Origin of the sequence: Escherichia sp. MOD1-EC6475, from assembly GCF_003046645.1 — a bacterium.
GTDB lineage: Bacteria > Pseudomonadota > Gammaproteobacteria > Enterobacterales > Enterobacteriaceae > Escherichia > Escherichia ruysiae.
In genome coordinates this window covers 159,998-175,683 of the sequence record NZ_PZKQ01000011.1, presented here as the reverse complement: position 1 = coordinate 175,683, position 15,686 = coordinate 159,998, and the positions used below count along the sequence as shown (strand labels likewise).

Genomic DNA, 15,686 nt, shown 5'->3' with positions numbered 1-15,686 from the left:
ATTTTTATGAACGATGTACAAAATCGTAGAATACTGGCATTACTCGACATGCTGTATAATACCCTGGGCAACAAAACCACATGCAAGGTTTGCCATAAATATTTTATCCTTATCCTCTCGGTTATGAACAACCTGACGATTAACTATGGTACTGAAACCTCACCAGAGTTAAGCGCAATCAGTTATGAAGACGCGAATGCGTTAATTACTGAGCTGATATTATTTATTGAAGATGTTGACGCTGAGAATCATGAAACATATCCGGGACATTTGAGTGAGATTAAACGCATTCTGAATTTCGCTATTGCCGCTTGAATATAATTATGATTAAAGCACCTCAAGAGGCGATCTTTTGAGGTGCTTTCACTTAATAATCAATCCCGATTTGCGCCTTAACGCCTGCATCAAACGCATGTTTGACGGGGCGTAATTCACTGACGGTATCTGCCAGCTCAAGTATATCCCGATGACAGCCACGACCCGTGATAATCACCGTTTGCTGATGTGGACGATCATTTAAGGCCTGCATCACTTCTTCCAGTGGCAAATAGTCATACGCCACCATATACGTCAGCTCATCGAGCAAAACCATATCTAGCGAGGAATCAGCCAGCATTCGTTTTGCATGTTGCCAGACTTCGCGGCAGGCGGCGGTATCAGACTCGCGGTTTTGTGTATCCCAGGTAAAGCCGGTTGCCATCACCTGAAACTCGACGCCGTGCGGCTCCAGCAGATTTCGTTCGCCGTTAGGCCAGGTGCCCTTAATAAACTGCACGACGCCCACTTTTTTTCCGTGACCTACCGCGCGCGTTGCCGTACCAAATGCCGCAGTGGTTTTGCCTTTTCCATTGCCAGTAAAAACGATAATAATGCCGCGTTCATCCTGGGCCTGCGCCACACGGGCATCCACTTTTTCTTTAACTCGCTGCTGACGCTGTTGGTAGCGTTCATCACTCATTGGGAAATTCCTGGTTTACGGCCCGGTTGGGCGTCAAAGGTCATGCCGGTTTTACGGCGGCTATCATCGCCCATCAGCCAGAGGTAAAGTGGCATGATATCAGCGGGGGTTTTGAGTTTCTGCGGATCTTCCGTCGGGAAGGCGCTGGCACGCATGGCAGTTCGTGTACCGCCCGGGTTAATGCAGTTCACGCGCAGGCGCTGTTGATATTCATCGGCCAGTACCTGCATCATTCCTTCGGTGGCAAATTTTGAGGCAGCGTACGCGCCCCAGTTGGCTCGCCCCTGACGGCCGACGCTTGATGAGGTAAAGACCAGCGAACCGGCGTCCGATTTGAGTAATAAAGGAAGCAGTGCCTGGGTCAGCATAAAGGTGGCATTAACGTTGACCTGCATGACATCCTGCCAGACCTGTGGATTTTGTTCGCTCATCGGGCAAACTTGGCCAAGCAATCCGGCATTATGCAGAACGCCGTCCAGACGCGGATAATTAACGGCAATGCGCTGTGCCAGTTGATGGCAATCTTCGGATGTGCAGGTCAGTAAATCGAGAATAAACCACTGTGGATGACGTCCGGTCTCTTCGAACATACGCTGGGCGACCTGACGTAATTTTTCTTCATTACGACCCAGTAAAATCACTGCCGCGCCATAACGCGCATAAGTCTGAGCGGCTTCACGACCAATGCCGTCGCTGGCGCCGGTTACCAGGATAATACGATCATTGAGTAAATCTTGTTTTGGTTGGTAATGCATGGCTACTCCTCAACGACATCATCAGTCGCGCTGCCAGTGTACTTTATGACTTTGAGGGGTTATGCCTTAAACAGAGGCGCATTTCAATCGGCCTGGGGCGATAACGCCGCAAAATGAATACTTTGTCATACTTTCTCGTCAAGAATATCTCTGCGAGACGGCTTAAGATGCCTGTTGTAAACTGTGAGGCAAAGCGTTGTTTAACCAAGGTGGGACTCGTGGAATTGTTGTCTGAATATGGTTTGTTTTTGGCGAAAATTGTCACTGTTGTTGTGGCGATTGCGGCTGTTGCCGCCATTATTGTCAATGTTGCTCAACGTAATAAACGCCAGCGTGGCGAGTTACGGGTTAACAATCTCAGCGAACAATATAAGGAGATGAAAGAAGAACTGGCAGCAGCGTTGATGGATCCGCATCAGCAAAAGCAGTGGCACAAAGCGCAGAAGAAGAAGCACAAGCAAGAAGCGAAAGCAGCGAAAGCGAAAGCCAAACTGGGCGAGGTGGTGACTGACAGTAAACCCCGAGTCTGGGTACTGGATTTCAAAGGCAGCATGGACGCGCATGAAGTTAACTCGTTACGCGAAGAGATAACCGCAGTACTCGCGGCATTTAAGCCACGGGATCAGGTTGTTTTGCGTCTGGAAAGCCCCGGCGGCATGGTTCATGGTTATGGCCTGGCAGCTTCGCAGTTGCGGCGTCTGCGCGATAAAAACATTCCTTTAACCGTTACGGTAGATAAAGTAGCTGCCAGCGGCGGGTACATGATGGCCTGCGTGGCTGACAAAATTGTTTCCGCGCCGTTTGCCATTGTAGGCTCCATCGGTGTGGTGGCGCAAATGCCCAACTTTAACCGCTTCCTGAAAAGCAAAGATATTGATATTGAACTGCACACCGCCGGGCAATATAAGCGCACGCTGACATTGCTGGGTGAAAATACCGAAGAGGGGCGCGAAAAATTCCGCGAAGAACTGAACGAAACACATCAGCTATTTAAAGATTTTGTAAAACGTATGCGTCCGTCTCTGGATATTGAAGAGGTGGCTACCGGTGAACACTGGTATGGGCAACAGGCGGTAGAGAAAGGCCTGGTTGACGAAATCAACACCAGTGATGAAGTCATTCTTAGCCTGATGGAAGGTCGTGAAGTGGTCAATGTACGTTATATGCAGCGTAAACGGTTGATCGACCGATTCACCGGCAGTGCGGCAGAGAGCGCCGACCGATTGTTGCTACGCTGGTGGCAACGCGGGCAAAAGCCGTTGATGTAAAAGATAAACGCGAGGGTAAAACCTCGCGTTTTGCTTTAATCCACCAGATGGTATTTTTCCGAGAGCACGTGTGCCAGGTGTTTGAACATATTAAACACCGCAGTGCTTTTCGCTGTCGGCAGTCCTTGCTCATCTAAAAAGTAATCGCCGGTGAACACCAGCACGCCATTACGCTGCGTGACGCCGGTGGCTTCAATTCCTGCGAGCGTGTCCTCATGCTCACGAATGATTTTGTTGGCCTCTTTCAACAGCGTTTCGCGGTCGATGGGTTGTGTCTCTTTGTTCATTATTTACTCCTTAAACAAGGACATTAGTCTACGCCAGGCATGGCATACAGACAAATATACCACGCTGGCGTCAGGAGCGCCTTACTGGCAACTTTGGATTTTGCATGCTAATAAAGTTGCGTAACGGATTTTATCAGGTACAGTGTGACGCTTTCGTCAATCTGGCAATAGATTTGCTTGACATTCGACCAAAATTCCGTCGTGCTATAGCGCCTGTAGGCCAAGACCTGTTAACTCAGTCACCGGAATTTTCGTGAACAGAGTCACGACAAGGGGTTGATATCCGCAGAGAGCGAGTCCATATCGGTAACTCGTTGCCAGTGGAAGGTTTATCAATGTGCGACGCATTCCTGGAAGAATCAAATTAGGTAAGGTGAATATGGGTAAAGCTCTTGTCATCGTTGAGTCCCCGGCAAAAGCCAAAACGATCAACAAGTATCTGGGTAGTGACTACGTGGTGAAATCCAGCGTCGGTCACATCCGCGATTTGCCGACCAGTGGCTCAGCTGCTAAAAAGAGTGCCGACTCTACCTCCACCAAAACGGCTAAAAAGCCTAAAAAGGATGAACGTGGCGCTCTCGTCAACCGTATGGGGGTTGACCCGTGGCACAATTGGGAGGCGCACTATGAAGTGTTGCCTGGTAAAGAGAAGGTCGTCTCTGAACTGAAACAACTGGCTGAAAAAGCCGACCACATCTATCTCGCAACCGACCTTGACCGCGAAGGGGAAGCCATTGCATGGCACCTGCGGGAAGTGATTGGGGGTGATGATGCGCGTTATAGCCGAGTGGTGTTTAACGAAATTACTAAAAACGCGATCCGCCAGGCGTTCAACAAACCCGGCGAACTGAATATTGATCGTGTTAATGCCCAGCAGGCGCGTCGCTTTATGGATCGCGTTGTGGGGTATATGGTTTCTCCGCTGCTGTGGAAAAAGATCGCTCGCGGTCTTTCCGCCGGGCGTGTGCAATCCGTAGCGGTCCGCCTGGTAGTCGAGCGTGAGCGTGAAATTAAAGCCTTCGTGCCGGAAGAATTCTGGGAAGTCGATGCCAGCACGACTACGCCATCTGGCGAAGCGTTGGCTTTGCAGGTGACTCATCAGAACGACAAACCGTTCCGCCCGGTCAACAAAGAACAAACTCTGGCTGCGGTAAGTCTGCTGGAAAAAGCGCGCTACAGCGTGCTGGAACGTGAAGACAAACCGACAACCAGTAAACCTGGCGCTCCTTTTATTACCTCTACGCTGCAACAAGCTGCCAGCACCCGTCTTGGTTTTGGCGTGAAAAAAACCATGATGATGGCGCAGCGTCTGTATGAAGCAGGCTATATCACTTACATGCGTACCGACTCCACTAACCTGAGTCAGGACGCGGTAAACATGGTTCGCGGTTATATCAGCGATAATTTTGGTAATAAATATCTGCCGGAAAGTCCAAACCAATACGCCAGCAAAGAAAACTCACAGGAAGCGCACGAAGCAATTCGTCCTTCTGACGTCAATGTGATGGCGGAATCGCTGAAAGATATGGAAGCAGATGCGCAGAAGCTGTACCAGTTAATCTGGCGTCAGTTTGTTGCCTGTCAGATGACCCCGGCGAAATATGACTCCACCACGCTGACCGTTGGCGCGGGTGACTTCCGCCTGAAAGCGCGCGGTCGTATTCTGCGTTTCGACGGCTGGACGAAAGTTATGCCAGCTCTGCGTAAAGGCGATGAAGATCGTATTTTACCGGCTGTCGATAAAGGTGACTCCCTGTCGCTTGTTGAACTGACGCCTGCGCAGCACTTTACCAAGCCGCCAGCTCGTTTTAGCGAAGCTTCTCTGGTTAAAGAGCTGGAAAAACGCGGGATCGGTCGTCCGTCTACTTATGCGTCGATCATTTCGACCATTCAGGATCGCGGCTATGTGCGTGTGGAAAACCGTCGCTTCTATGCGGAAAAAATGGGTGAGATCGTTACCGATCGCCTGGAAGAAAATTTCCGCGAGTTAATGAATTACGACTTTACCGCGCAGATGGAAAACAGCCTCGACCAGGTGGCAAATCACGAAGCAGAGTGGAAAGCTGTACTGGATCACTTCTTCTCTGATTTCACTCAGCAGCTTGATAAAGCGGAAAAAGATCCGGAAGAGGGCGGTATGCGCCCGAACCAGATGGTTCTGACCAGTATTGACTGCCCGACCTGTGGTCGAAAAATGGGGATTCGCACCGCCAGCACCGGGGTATTCCTGGGCTGTTCCGGTTATGCGCTGTCGCCGAAAGAGCGTTGCAAAACCACCATCAACCTGGTGCCGGAAAACGAAGTGCTGAACGTGCTGGAAGGCGAAGACGCTGAAACCAACGCGCTGCGTGCCAAACGTCGTTGCCCGAAATGCGGTACAGCGATGGACAGCTATCTCATCGATCCAAAACGTAAGTTGCATGTCTGTGGTAATAATCCAACCTGCGACGGTTACGAGATCGAAGAGGGCGAATTCCGTATTAAAGGTTATGACGGCCCGATCGTTGAGTGTGAAAAATGTGGTTCTGAAATGCACCTGAAAATGGGGCGCTTCGGTAAATACATGGCCTGCACCAATGAAGAGTGTAAAAACACACGTAAGATTTTACGTAACGGTGAAGTCGCGCCGCCGAAAGAAGATCCGGTTCCGCTACCAGAATTACCGTGCGAAAAATCGGATGCTTATTTCGTGTTGCGTGACGGCGCTGCCGGCGTGTTCCTGGCGGCCAATACTTTCCCGAAATCACGTGAAACGCGTGCGCCGCTGGTGGAAGAGCTTTATCGCTTCCGCGACCGTTTACCAGAAAAATTGCGTTATCTGGCTGATGCGCCACAGCAAGATCCAGAAGGTAATAAGACAATGGTTCGTTTTAGCCGGAAAACCAGGCAGCAATATGTCTCTTCGGAAAAAGACGGAAAGGCAACTGGCTGGTCAGCATTTTATGCTGATGGCAAATGGGTTGAAGGGAAAAAATAACCTTTAATTCTTTCTGGTTTTTTAAAACAAAGGGTCGCAAAAGCGACCCTTTTTTATTGCATATTATTTTATCTCCACACCTATACACTAAAGCTATAAATGATATAGTGGTTATAGTTAGCACCTTTTTTATTATTAAATCGTATTAGTCACCCGTCAGGTGTGACGAAAAAACGATGTTCTGATGGCGTCTAATTGGATGGTTTAACATGAAATTACAACAACTTCGCTATATTGTTGAGGTCGTCAATCATAACCTGAACGTCTCATCAACGGCTGAAGGACTTTACACATCACAACCTGGGATCAGTAAGCAAGTCAGAATGCTGGAAGATGAGCTGGGTATTCAAATTTTTTCCCGTAGCGGCAAGCATTTGACGCAGGTTACTCCAGCCGGGCAGGAAATAATCCGTATCGCTCGTGAAGTTCTGTCGAAAGTTGATGCTATTAAATCGGTCGCCGGAGAACACACCTGGCCAGATAAAGGCTCGCTATATATCGCCACCACGCATACTCAGGCGCGCTATGCATTACCGAATGTCATCAAAGGTTTCATTGAGCGTTATCCTCGCGTTTCTTTGCATATGCATCAGGGATCGCCGACACAAATCGCCGATGCCGTCTCTAAAGGTAATGCCGATTTCGCTATCGCCACGGAAGCACTTCATTTGTATGAAGATTTGGTGATGCTGCCATGCTATCACTGGAATCGGGCTATTGTGGTGACACCTGACCATCCGCTGGCGGGCAAAAAAGCAATTACCATTGAAGAACTGGCGCAGTATCCGTTGGTGACGTATACCTTCGGTTTTACCGGACGCTCCGAGCTGGATACCGCCTTTAACCGCGCAGGGTTGACGCCGCGTATTGTTTTCACTGCTACCGATGCTGACGTGATTAAAACTTACGTTCGATTAGGGTTGGGTGTAGGGGTGATTGCCAGCATGGCGGTGGATCCGGTTTCGGATCCCGACCTGGTTCGTGTTGATGCGCATGACATTTTCAGTCATAGCACAACCAAAATTGGTTTTCGCCGCAGTACGTTTTTGCGCAGTTATATGTATGATTTCATTCAGCGTTTTGCGCCGCATTTAACTCGCGATGTCGTTGATGCCGCCGTAGCACTGCGTTCCAATGAAGAAATTGAGATCATGTTTAAAGATATCAAATTGCCGGAAAAATAATTACCTGCATTATTTCCGGCACCTTTTATGTTTTCAGGGTGCCGGAATATATCCTCTGTTCTTTCTTATTTGTACACCGCTCACAATATAATTATCCCTGAAATCTTTATGGTAAATCGGACATAAAGTAGTGCCTAATTACCTGCCTCGCAAACGTCAGTCTTCAAATATCTATTTCAGGTCAAAAGATTGAATTATTCACTGGAGACGATTCGTAAATTAGCTGGATTTTTGGCTAAAGTTTCATTAGGATTTGTCTCATCAATTGATTAATTATACCAATCGTTTAGCGTCTTGCTGATAAGTGATGGCGATTATATGAGGTTAGCAATGCCTTCTGAAAATCAGGAACCCCGCAGGGACCCTGAAATGAAACGTAAAGCCTGGCTTGCGGTATTTCTTGGGTCTGCGCTCTTCTGGGTGCTTGTCGCACTGCTAATTTGGAAAGTGTGGGGGTAAAGCATGGTCGTTCAGGAACAGCATCAGGTTGCTTTGCCACTGTCTCAGCATAGTGACAATGAAACGGAAACGAAACGGGAATGTTCAGTCGTTATTCCAGATGGCTGGAAACTGACGTCGCAACAGCAAGCTTTTATAGAGATGTTTGCTGAAGATGATCAGCAGAAACAATAATTATCATCATTCTTATTATCCGATATATTCGTGAAATAAACGGTTTTTAATACACCACAGCAATAAAAGGTTGAATAATTTCAACAGAAAGTAATAACAAGTGAAGGGTGTAGCCTATGATCACCACAAATATGAAATACTGGTCCTGGATGGGCGCATTTTCTCTGTCGATGCTCTTCTGGGTTGAACTCATCTGGATAGTTGCTCACTAATCTCTAACCTCGCTACGGCGAGGTTTTTCTTTTCTTATCCGCAAGGTTTCCCTCTTTTATCAATTCGGGTTGTTATCAAATCGTTACGCGGTGTTTGTGTTATCTTTAATATTCACCCTGAAGAGAATCAGGGCATCGCAACCCTGTTATTAAGGAGGAGCTATGTCGTCAACCCTACGAGAAGCCAGTAAGGACACTTTGCAGGCCAAAGATAAAACTTACCACTACTACAGCCTGCCGCTTGCTGCCAAATCACTGGGCGATATCACCCGTCTGCCTAAGTCACTCAAAGTTCTGCTCGAAAACCTGCTGCGCTGGCAGGATGGTAACTCGGTTACCGAAGAGGATATCCACGCGCTGGCTGGCTGGTTGAAAAATGCCCATGCTGACCGTGAAATTGCCTACCGTCCGGCAAGAGTGCTGATGCAGGACTTCACCGGCGTGCCCGCTGTCGTTGATCTTGCGGCGATGCGAGAAGCGGTAAAACGTCTCGGTGGCGATACCGCGAAAGTGAATCCGCTCTCACCGGTCGACCTGGTAATTGACCATTCGGTGACCGTCGATCGTTTTGGCGATGATGAAGCATTCGAGGAAAACGTGCGTCTGGAAATGGAGCGAAACCACGAACGTTATGTATTCCTGAAATGGGGGCAGCAGGCGTTCAGTCGTTTTAGCGTCGTGCCACCAGGCACAGGCATTTGCCATCAGGTTAACCTCGAATATCTCGGCAAAGCAGTGTGGAGCGAATTGCAGGACGGTGAATGGATTGCTTATCCGGATACGCTCGTCGGTACTGACTCGCACACTACTATGATCAACGGTCTTGGCGTACTGGGGTGGGGCGTTGGCGGGATCGAAGCGGAAGCCGCAATGTTAGGTCAGCCGGTTTCCATGCTTATCCCGGATGTAGTGGGCTTTAAACTCAGCGGAAAATTACGTGAAGGTATCACCGCCACAGACCTGGTTCTCACCGTTACCCAGATGCTGCGTAAACATGGCGTAGTGGGTAAATTCGTCGAATTTTACGGCGATGGGCTGGATTCGCTGCCGCTGGCAGATCGCGCCACCATTGCCAATATGTCGCCAGAATACGGCGCGACCTGCGGCTTCTTCCCAATCGATGCGGTCACCCTCGATTACATGCGTTTAAGCGGGCGCAGTGAAGATCAGGTCGAGCTGGTCGAAAAATATGCCAAAGCGCAGGGCATGTGGCGTAACCCTGGCGATGAACCGATTTTTACCAGTACGTTAGAACTGGACATGAATGACGTTGAAGCGAGTCTGGCGGGGCCAAAACGCCCACAGGATCGCGTTGCACTGCCCGATGTACCAAAAGCTTTTGCCGCCAGTAACGAACTGGAAGTGAATGCCACGCATAAAGATCGCCAACCGGTCGATTATGTTATGAACGGACATCAGTATCAGTTGCCTGATGGTGCAGTGGTCATTGCCGCGATAACGTCGTGCACCAACACCTCTAATCCAAGTGTACTGATGGCCGCAGGCTTGCTGGCGAAAAAAGCCGTAACTCTGGGCCTCAAGCGGCAACCGTGGGTCAAAGCGTCGCTGGCACCGGGGTCAAAAGTCGTTTCTGATTATCTGGCAAAAGCCAAACTGACACCGTATCTCGATGAGCTTGGCTTCAACCTTGTGGGATACGGCTGTACCACTTGTATTGGTAATTCTGGCCCGTTGCCCGATCCTATCGAAACTGCAATCAAAAAAGGCGATTTGACCGTCGGTGCGGTGCTGTCTGGCAACCGTAACTTTGAAGGACGTATTCATCCGCTGGTTAAAACTAACTGGCTGGCTTCGCCGCCATTGGTGGTTGCCTATGCGCTGGCGGGCAATATGAATATCAATCTGGCTTCAGAGCCTATCGGTCATGATCGTAAAGGCGAACCGGTATATCTGAAAGATATCTGGCCATCAGCACAAGAAATTGCCCGTGCGGTAGCACAAGTCTCTACAGAAATGTTCCGTAAAGAGTACGCAGAAGTTTTCGAAGGGACAGCTGAGTGGAAAGAAATTAACGTTGTGCGATCCGATACCTACGGATGGCAGGATGATTCGACCTATATTCGGTTATCGCCGTTTTTTGATGAGATGCAGGCAATGCCTGCGCCAGTGGAGGATATTCACGGCGCGCGGATACTCGCAATGCTGGGGGATTCGGTCACTACTGACCATATCTCTCCGGCGGGCAGTATTAAGCCCGACAGTCCGGCGGGGCGATATCTACAAGGTCGGGGTGTTGAGCGGAAAGACTTTAACTCCTACGGTTCGCGGCGTGGTAACCATGAAGTGATGATGCGCGGCACGTTTGCCAACATTCGCATTCGTAACGAAATGGTGCCTGGTGTTGAAGGGGGGATGACGCGGCATTTACCTGCCAGCGATGTTGTCTCTATTTACGATGCAGCGATGCGCTATAAGCAGGAGCAAACGCCGCTGGCGGTGATTGCCGGTAAAGAATATGGTTCTGGCTCCAGCCGTGACTGGGCGGCAAAAGGTCCGCGTCTGCTTGGTATCCGGGTGGTTATTGCCGAATCGTTTGAACGTATTCACCGCTCGAATTTAATTGGCATGGGCATTCTGCCGCTGGAATTTCCGCAAGGCGTGACGCGTAAAACATTAGGGCTGACCGGGGAAGAGAAGATTGATATTAGCGATCTGCAAAATCTACAACCCGGCGCAACGGTTCCAGTGACGCTAACGCGAGCTGATGGTAGTCAGGAAGTTGTGCCGTGCCGTTGTCGTATCGACACTGCGACGGAATTAACCTATTACCAGAACGACGGGATTTTGCATTATGTCATCCGTAATATGTTGAAGTAACGAGTATTTGCTTGCCGGAAGTCAGATAACCGGCAAGCAAATTAACTTCACAACGCAAGTGGGTTATTTGTTCAACAGATGACCCATTTTCTCGGCTTTGGTATCGAGATAATGTTCGTTATTGGGGTTACGACCAACAATCAACGGCACGCGTTCAACAATATTAATCCCGGCTTCGGTCAGAATTTCGACTTTTTTCGGGTTGTTGGTTAACAAACGGACTTCATTGACACCAAGGAGTTTGAACATATCAGCGCAAAGAGTGAAGTCGCGCTCATCAGCAGCGAAGCCTAACTGGTGGTTAGCCTCTACGGTGTCGTAGCCTTGATCCTGCAATGCGTAAGCGCGAATTTTATTCAGCAGACCAATGTTACGACCTTCCTGGCGGTGATACAGCAAAATACCACGGCCTTCTTCGGCGATTTGTGTCAGCGCCGCTTCCAGCTGGAAGCCACAATCGCAGCGCAAGCTGAACAGGGCGTCACCGGTCAGACATTCGGAATGGACGCGCGCAAGTACCGGGGTATGCCCGGAAATATCGCCATAGACTAGCGCGACATGATCGTGTCCGGTTGCCAGTTCTTCAAATCCCACCATCAGGAAATCGCCCCATGGGGTTGGCAGTTTGGCTTCTGCCACACGTTTAAGCTGCATGAAATTCTCCAGATAATGCTGGTTCTGTATTGGCTTATTTTGCCATAACGCGAAGGCGTTCACCTAATCACGACGCGTCGATCGTTCACTGAATGGCACAAATCTGTCAATTTTTCCAGGTCAGGGCATTTTCAGTTATGATTGTGAGACTTATAAGAAAGGAGAGACCATGCGTTCGATTGCCAGACGTACCGCAGTTGGAGCTGCACTATTACTTATCATGCCTGTAGCGGTATGGATTTCTGGCTGGCGTTGGCAACCAGGAGAGCAAAATGGGTTGTTAAAAGCGGCCTTTTGGGTCACTGAAACCGTCACTCAGCCCTGGGGCGTCATTACGCATCTGATTTTATTCGGCTGGTTTCTCTGGTGTCTGCGCTTTCGTATCAAAGCTGCAATTATGTTGTTTGCCATACTGGCGGCGGCGATCCTTGTCGGGCAAGCGGTAAAATCCTGGATTAAAGACAAAGTTCAGGAACCGCGCCCGTTTGTTATCTGGCTGGAAAAAACACATCATATTCCGGTTGATGAGTTCTACACTTTAAAGCGTGCAGAGCGCGGAAATTTAGTGAAAGAACAGTTGGCTGAAGAGAAAAATATCCCGCAATATTTGCGTTCTCATTGGCAGAAAGAGACCGGTTTTGCCTTTCCTTCTGGTCACACAATGTTTGCTGCCAGTTGGGCTCTGCTGGCCGTTGGGTTGTTATGGCCGCGTCGGCGAACCGTAACCATTGCACTCTTGCTGGTTTGGGCAACGGGAGTCATGGGAAGCCGCCTGCTGCTTGGGATGCATTGGCCGCGCGATCTGGTGGTGGCTACGTTGATTTCGTGGGCGCTGGTCGCGGTAGCAACCTGGCTTGCGCAACGTATTTGTGGGCCATTAACACCACCGCCGGAAGAAAATCGTGAGATAGCGCAACGAGAACAAGAAAGTTAATACTGGTTGAATTTCTGAATTTAACCCTCAAATCATCAACAATGATTGTGGCTACCATTTCGCAGACGTCGTGAAAATGGTAATTTAAAGGGCTATTGCGGTAAGTTGACCATAATTTATTCGCTCTAACCACATAACGGGAAGTAATGTGAAATATTTACTCATTTTCTTACTGGTGTTAGCGATTTTTGTGATTTCCGTCACATTAGGTGCGCAGAATGATCAACAGGTAACGTTTAATTATCTGTTAGCGCAAGGGGAGTATCGTATCTCCACATTGCTCGCTGTATTGTTTGCTGCGGGTTTTGCTATTGGTTGGTTGATTTGTGGCCTTTTCTGGCTGCGAGTTCGTGTTTCTCTGGTGCGCGCTGAACGTAAAATAAAGCGACTGGAAAACCAGCTTTCACCTGCGACTGGCGTGGCGGTAGCGCCTGATTCGTCAGCGGCGAAGGAATAACTTTCTATGCTGGAGTTGTTGTTTCTGCTCTTGCCTGTAGCCGCTGCCTATGGCTGGTATATGGGCCGCAGAAGTGCGCAACAAAACAAGCAAGATGAAGCCAACCGCCTGTCACGTGATTACGTAGCAGGTGTTAACTTCCTGCTTAGTAATCAACAGGATAAAGCGGTTGATCTGTTCCTCGATATGCTCAAAGAGGACACCGGCACCGTTGAAGCCCACCTTACGCTCGGAAACCTGTTCCGTTCGCGTGGCGAAGTCGATCGCGCGATTCGTATTCATCAAACCTTAATGGAAAGTGCCTCGTTGACCTATGAGCAACGCTTGCTGGCAATTCAGCAACTGGGGCGTGATTACATGGCGGCGGGTTTATACGATCGTGCGGAAGATATGTTTAATCAACTGACCGATGAAACGGACTTCCGTGTTGGCGCATTGCAACAGCTGTTACAAATCTATCAGTCCACCAGTGAATGGCAGAAAGCAATTGATGTTGCAGAACGCCTGGTGAAGCTGGGCAAAGATAAGCAACGCGTTGAGATCGCCCATTTCTACTGTGAACTGGCGCTCCAGCACATGGCCAGCGACGATCTTGATCGCGCTATGACCTTGTTGAAAAAAGGGGCGGCGGCAGACAAAAACAGCGCCCGCGTATCCATCATGATGGGACGTGTGTTTATGGCGAAAGGAGAATACGCCAAAGCGGTCGAAAGCCTGCAACGTGTCATTTCCCAGGACAGAGAACTGGTCAGCGAAACGCTGGAAATGCTGCAAACCTGCTATCAGCAACTGGGTAAAACTGTCGAATGGGCAGAGTTCCTGCAACGCGCGGTGGAAGAGAATACCGGTGCCGATGCTGAATTGATGCTTGCAGACATTATCGAAGCGCGCGACGGCAGTGATGCCGCACAGGTCTATATTACGCGCCAGCTACAACGTCACCCGACCATGCGCGTGTTCCACAAGTTAATGGATTACCACCTGAATGAAGCAGAAGAAGGGCGCGCTAAAGAGAGCCTGATGGTGCTGCGTGACATGGTAGGTGAGAAGGTGCGTAGTAAGCCGCGTTATCGTTGCCAGAAGTGTGGTTTTACTGCATATACGCTCTACTGGCATTGCCCGTCATGTCGGGCGTGGTCAACCATTAAACCTATTCGCGGCCTTGATGGTCTGTAATTTTTAAAAAAATCCAGCTTTAGTTACAACATCCTAATGGTTGTTCCCACATTTTGCTTCGGCAACTCCAGCGTAAAAAAGCCTGGCAGGGGAAAAATCGCAACTGTTAATTTTTTATTTCCACGGGTAGAATGCTCGCCGTTTACCTGTTTCGCGCCACTTCCGGTGCCCATCATCAAGAAGGTCTGGTCATGACGTTAACTGCTTCATCTTCTTCCCGCGCTGTTACGAATTCTCCTGTCGTTGTTGCCCTTGATTACCATAATCGTGACGCCGCGCTGGCATTTGTCGACAAGATCGACCCACGTGATTGTCGTCTGAAAGTCGGCAAAGAGATGTTTACGCTGTTTGGGCCGCAGTTTGTGCATGAACTGCAACATCGTGGTTTTGATATTTTCCTCGATCTGAAATTTCACGACATTCCCAACACCGCAGCGCACGCTGTGGCTGCAGCGGCTGACTTAGGCGTGTGGATGGTTAACGTTCATGCCTCCGGTGGGGCACGTATGATGACCGCAGCGCGTGAGGCTCTGGTTCCGTTTGGTAAAGATGCACCGTTATTAATTGCCGTGACTGTATTGACCAGCATGGAAGCCAGTGACCTGACTGATCTTGGCGTGACACTGTCACCAGCGGATTATGCAGAACGTCTGGCGGCATTGACGCAAAAATGTGGGCTTGATGGTGTGGTGTGTTCTGCTCAGGAAGCTGTGCGTTTTAAACAGGTATTCGGCCAGGAGTTCAAACTGGTTACGCCGGGCATTCGTCCGCAGGGGAGTGACGCTGGTGACCAGCGCCGCATTATGACGCCAGAACAGGCGTTGGCGGCTGGAGTTGATTATATGGTGATTGGTCGCCCGGTAACGCAATCGGCAGATCCAGCGCAAACGCTGAAAGTGATCAACGCCTCATTACAACGGAGTGCATGATGAGTGATTCCAATAGCCGTCTGGTTTACTCAACGGAAACCGGACGTATTGATGAGCCAAAAGCGGCCCCTGTACGCCCTAAAGGCGACGGCGTGGTGCGCATTCAACGTCAAACCAGTGGACGTAAAGGAAAGGGCGTTTGCCTGATCACTGGAGTCGATCTCGATGATGCAGAACTGACAAAACTGGCGGCGGAGCTGAAGAAAAAATGCGGCTGCGGTGGAGCAGTAAAAGACGGAATTATCGAAATCCAGGGAGATAAGCGTGATTTATTAAAAGCACTCCTTGAAGCGAAAGGAATGAAAGTAAAACTCGCTGGCGGTTAACAAAAAAGCCACGGAAATATTCCGTGGCTTTCGTTTATTTTACTGTGTGTACTATTCAGTTATTTCGTAATGAACAGAGTCAAGCGTATTATAATTGC

17 protein-coding genes are annotated in these 15,686 nt (G+C 49.4%); 13 read left to right on the top strand and 4 right to left on the bottom strand.

The genetic code is table 11. The annotated features are described in order from the left end of the window. The first annotated feature begins 6 nt into the window (after window positions 1–6). Window positions 7–315 carry a hypothetical protein gene (locus A7589_RS03225; protein ID WP_016158392.1) on the top strand — a complete coding sequence of 103 codons (309 nt, stop codon included), beginning with the start codon at window positions 7–9 and terminating at the stop codon, window positions 313–315. 52 nt (window positions 316–367) lie between these two features. On the opposite strand, the gene cobO is transcribed toward A7589_RS03225, so the two are convergent. Then, entirely contained in the window at window positions 368–958 is a 591-nt protein-coding gene (gene cobO, locus A7589_RS03220) for a cob(I)yrinic acid a,c-diamide adenosyltransferase (protein WP_001278900.1), read from the bottom strand. Next, complete coding sequence (locus A7589_RS03215) at window positions 955–1,713, bottom strand: YciK family oxidoreductase (RefSeq protein ID WP_000559295.1); 759 nt, start codon at window positions 1,711–1,713, stop codon at window positions 955–957. The genes cobO and A7589_RS03215 overlap by 4 nt, the downstream gene beginning before the upstream one ends. Window positions 1,714–1,931: 218 nt before the next feature. Between A7589_RS03215 and sohB the strand changes: the two genes are divergently transcribed. Next, window positions 1,932–2,981, top strand: coding sequence for a protease SohB (gene sohB, locus A7589_RS03210; protein WP_000422075.1), 1,050 nt, complete (start codon window positions 1,932–1,934; stop codon window positions 2,979–2,981). 35 nt (window positions 2,982–3,016) lie between these two features. Here sohB and A7589_RS03205 read toward each other — a convergent pair whose 3' ends face one another. Next, window positions 3,017–3,268: a YciN family protein gene (locus tag A7589_RS03205; protein WP_001031530.1), complete on the bottom strand. Its 252-nt coding sequence runs from the start codon at window positions 3,266–3,268 to the stop codon at window positions 3,017–3,019. Window positions 3,269–3,647: 379 nt separating this feature from the next. On the opposite strand from A7589_RS03205, the gene topA reads away from it, so the two are divergent. From topA to acnA, 6 genes are all read left to right on the top strand, one after another. Then, a complete protein-coding gene (topA, locus tag A7589_RS03195) occupies window positions 3,648–6,245 on the top strand; it encodes a type I DNA topoisomerase (protein WP_010355625.1) in 2,598 nt (865 codons plus the stop codon). Window positions 6,246–6,454: 209 nt separating this feature from the next. Next, window positions 6,455–7,429 carry an HTH-type transcriptional regulator CysB gene (cysB, locus tag A7589_RS03185; RefSeq protein WP_000776255.1) on the top strand — a complete coding sequence of 325 codons (975 nt, stop codon included), beginning with the start codon at window positions 6,455–6,457 and terminating at the stop codon, window positions 7,427–7,429. Between the two features lie 318 nt (window positions 7,430–7,747). Beyond that, entirely contained in the window at window positions 7,748–7,888 is a 141-nt protein-coding gene (locus tag A7589_RS03180) for a YmiA family putative membrane protein (protein WP_010355623.1), read from the top strand. Window positions 7,889–7,891: 3 nt separating this feature from the next. Then, entirely contained in the window at window positions 7,892–8,062 is a 171-nt protein-coding gene (locus A7589_RS03175; RefSeq protein WP_000261430.1) for a YciX family protein, read from the top strand. A 116-nt stretch (window positions 8,063–8,178) separates the two neighbouring features. Then, a complete protein-coding gene (gene ymiC, locus A7589_RS22750) occupies window positions 8,179–8,274 on the top strand; it encodes a small membrane protein YmiC (protein ID WP_016158389.1) in 96 nt (31 codons plus the stop codon). A 162-nt stretch (window positions 8,275–8,436) separates the two neighbouring features. Next, window positions 8,437–11,112 carry an aconitate hydratase AcnA gene (gene acnA / locus A7589_RS03165; RefSeq protein ID WP_016158388.1) on the top strand — a complete coding sequence of 892 codons (2,676 nt, stop codon included), beginning with the start codon at window positions 8,437–8,439 and terminating at the stop codon, window positions 11,110–11,112. A 63-nt stretch (window positions 11,113–11,175) separates the two neighbouring features. On the opposite strand, the gene ribA is transcribed toward acnA, so the two are convergent. Next, window positions 11,176–11,766 (bottom strand): GTP cyclohydrolase II, encoded by a 591-nt coding sequence (ribA, locus tag A7589_RS03160; protein ID WP_001176295.1) that lies wholly within the window; start codon window positions 11,764–11,766, stop codon window positions 11,176–11,178. A 169-nt stretch (window positions 11,767–11,935) separates the two neighbouring features. On the opposite strand from ribA, the gene pgpB reads away from it, so the two are divergent. The 5 genes from pgpB to yciH all read left to right on the top strand — a co-directional run bounded on the left by pgpB (window position 11,936) and on the right by yciH (window position 15,588). Next, complete coding sequence (gene pgpB, locus A7589_RS03155; RefSeq protein WP_001256524.1) at window positions 11,936–12,700, top strand: phosphatidylglycerophosphatase B; 765 nt, start codon at window positions 11,936–11,938, stop codon at window positions 12,698–12,700. A gap of 148 nt (window positions 12,701–12,848) precedes the next feature. Beyond that, the gene (gene lapA / locus A7589_RS03150; protein ID WP_000876293.1) at window positions 12,849–13,157 is read left to right on the top strand and encodes a lipopolysaccharide assembly protein LapA; all 309 of its coding nucleotides are present in this window, start codon (window positions 12,849–12,851) and stop codon (window positions 13,155–13,157) included. A gap of 6 nt (window positions 13,158–13,163) precedes the next feature. Further along, entirely contained in the window at window positions 13,164–14,333 is a 1,170-nt protein-coding gene (gene lapB, locus A7589_RS03145; protein ID WP_000891365.1) for a lipopolysaccharide assembly protein LapB, read from the top strand. A 191-nt stretch (window positions 14,334–14,524) separates the two neighbouring features. After that, window positions 14,525–15,262: an orotidine-5'-phosphate decarboxylase gene (gene pyrF / locus A7589_RS03140; protein ID WP_000176260.1), complete on the top strand. Its 738-nt coding sequence runs from the start codon at window positions 14,525–14,527 to the stop codon at window positions 15,260–15,262. Continuing rightward, entirely contained in the window at window positions 15,262–15,588 is a 327-nt protein-coding gene (gene yciH / locus A7589_RS03135) for a stress response translation initiation inhibitor YciH (protein ID WP_010355617.1), read from the top strand. The genes pyrF and yciH overlap by 1 nt, the downstream gene beginning before the upstream one ends. The last annotated feature ends 98 nt before the right edge of the window (window positions 15,589–15,686 follow it).

Coding starts and splice junctions, on each gene's coding strand:
- topA (WP_010355625.1), top strand. CDS start 3,648: ATGGGTAAAGCTCTTGTCATCGTTGAGTCCCCGGCAAAAGCCAAAACG.
- yciH (WP_010355617.1), top strand. CDS start 15,262: ATGAGTGATTCCAATAGCCGTCTGGTTTACTCAACGGAAACCGGACGT.
- pgpB (WP_001256524.1), top strand. CDS start 11,936: ATGCGTTCGATTGCCAGACGTACCGCAGTTGGAGCTGCACTATTACTT.
- lapB (WP_000891365.1), top strand. CDS start 13,164: ATGCTGGAGTTGTTGTTTCTGCTCTTGCCTGTAGCCGCTGCCTATGGC.
- A7589_RS03225 (WP_016158392.1), top strand. CDS start 7: ATGAACGATGTACAAAATCGTAGAATACTGGCATTACTCGACATGCTG.
- pyrF (WP_000176260.1), top strand. CDS start 14,525: ATGACGTTAACTGCTTCATCTTCTTCCCGCGCTGTTACGAATTCTCCT.
- A7589_RS03215 (WP_000559295.1), bottom strand. CDS start 1,713: ATGCATTACCAACCAAAACAAGATTTACTCAATGATCGTATTATCCTG.
- cobO (WP_001278900.1), bottom strand. CDS start 958: ATGAGTGATGAACGCTACCAACAGCGTCAGCAGCGAGTTAAAGAAAAA.
- acnA (WP_016158388.1), top strand. CDS start 8,437: ATGTCGTCAACCCTACGAGAAGCCAGTAAGGACACTTTGCAGGCCAAA.
- A7589_RS03175 (WP_000261430.1), top strand. CDS start 7,892: ATGGTCGTTCAGGAACAGCATCAGGTTGCTTTGCCACTGTCTCAGCAT.
- A7589_RS03205 (WP_001031530.1), bottom strand. CDS start 3,268: ATGAACAAAGAGACACAACCCATCGACCGCGAAACGCTGTTGAAAGAG.
- ymiC (WP_016158389.1), top strand. CDS start 8,179: ATGATCACCACAAATATGAAATACTGGTCCTGGATGGGCGCATTTTCT.
- cysB (WP_000776255.1), top strand. CDS start 6,455: ATGAAATTACAACAACTTCGCTATATTGTTGAGGTCGTCAATCATAAC.
- A7589_RS03180 (WP_010355623.1), top strand. CDS start 7,748: ATGAGGTTAGCAATGCCTTCTGAAAATCAGGAACCCCGCAGGGACCCT.
- ribA (WP_001176295.1), bottom strand. CDS start 11,766: ATGCAGCTTAAACGTGTGGCAGAAGCCAAACTGCCAACCCCATGGGGC.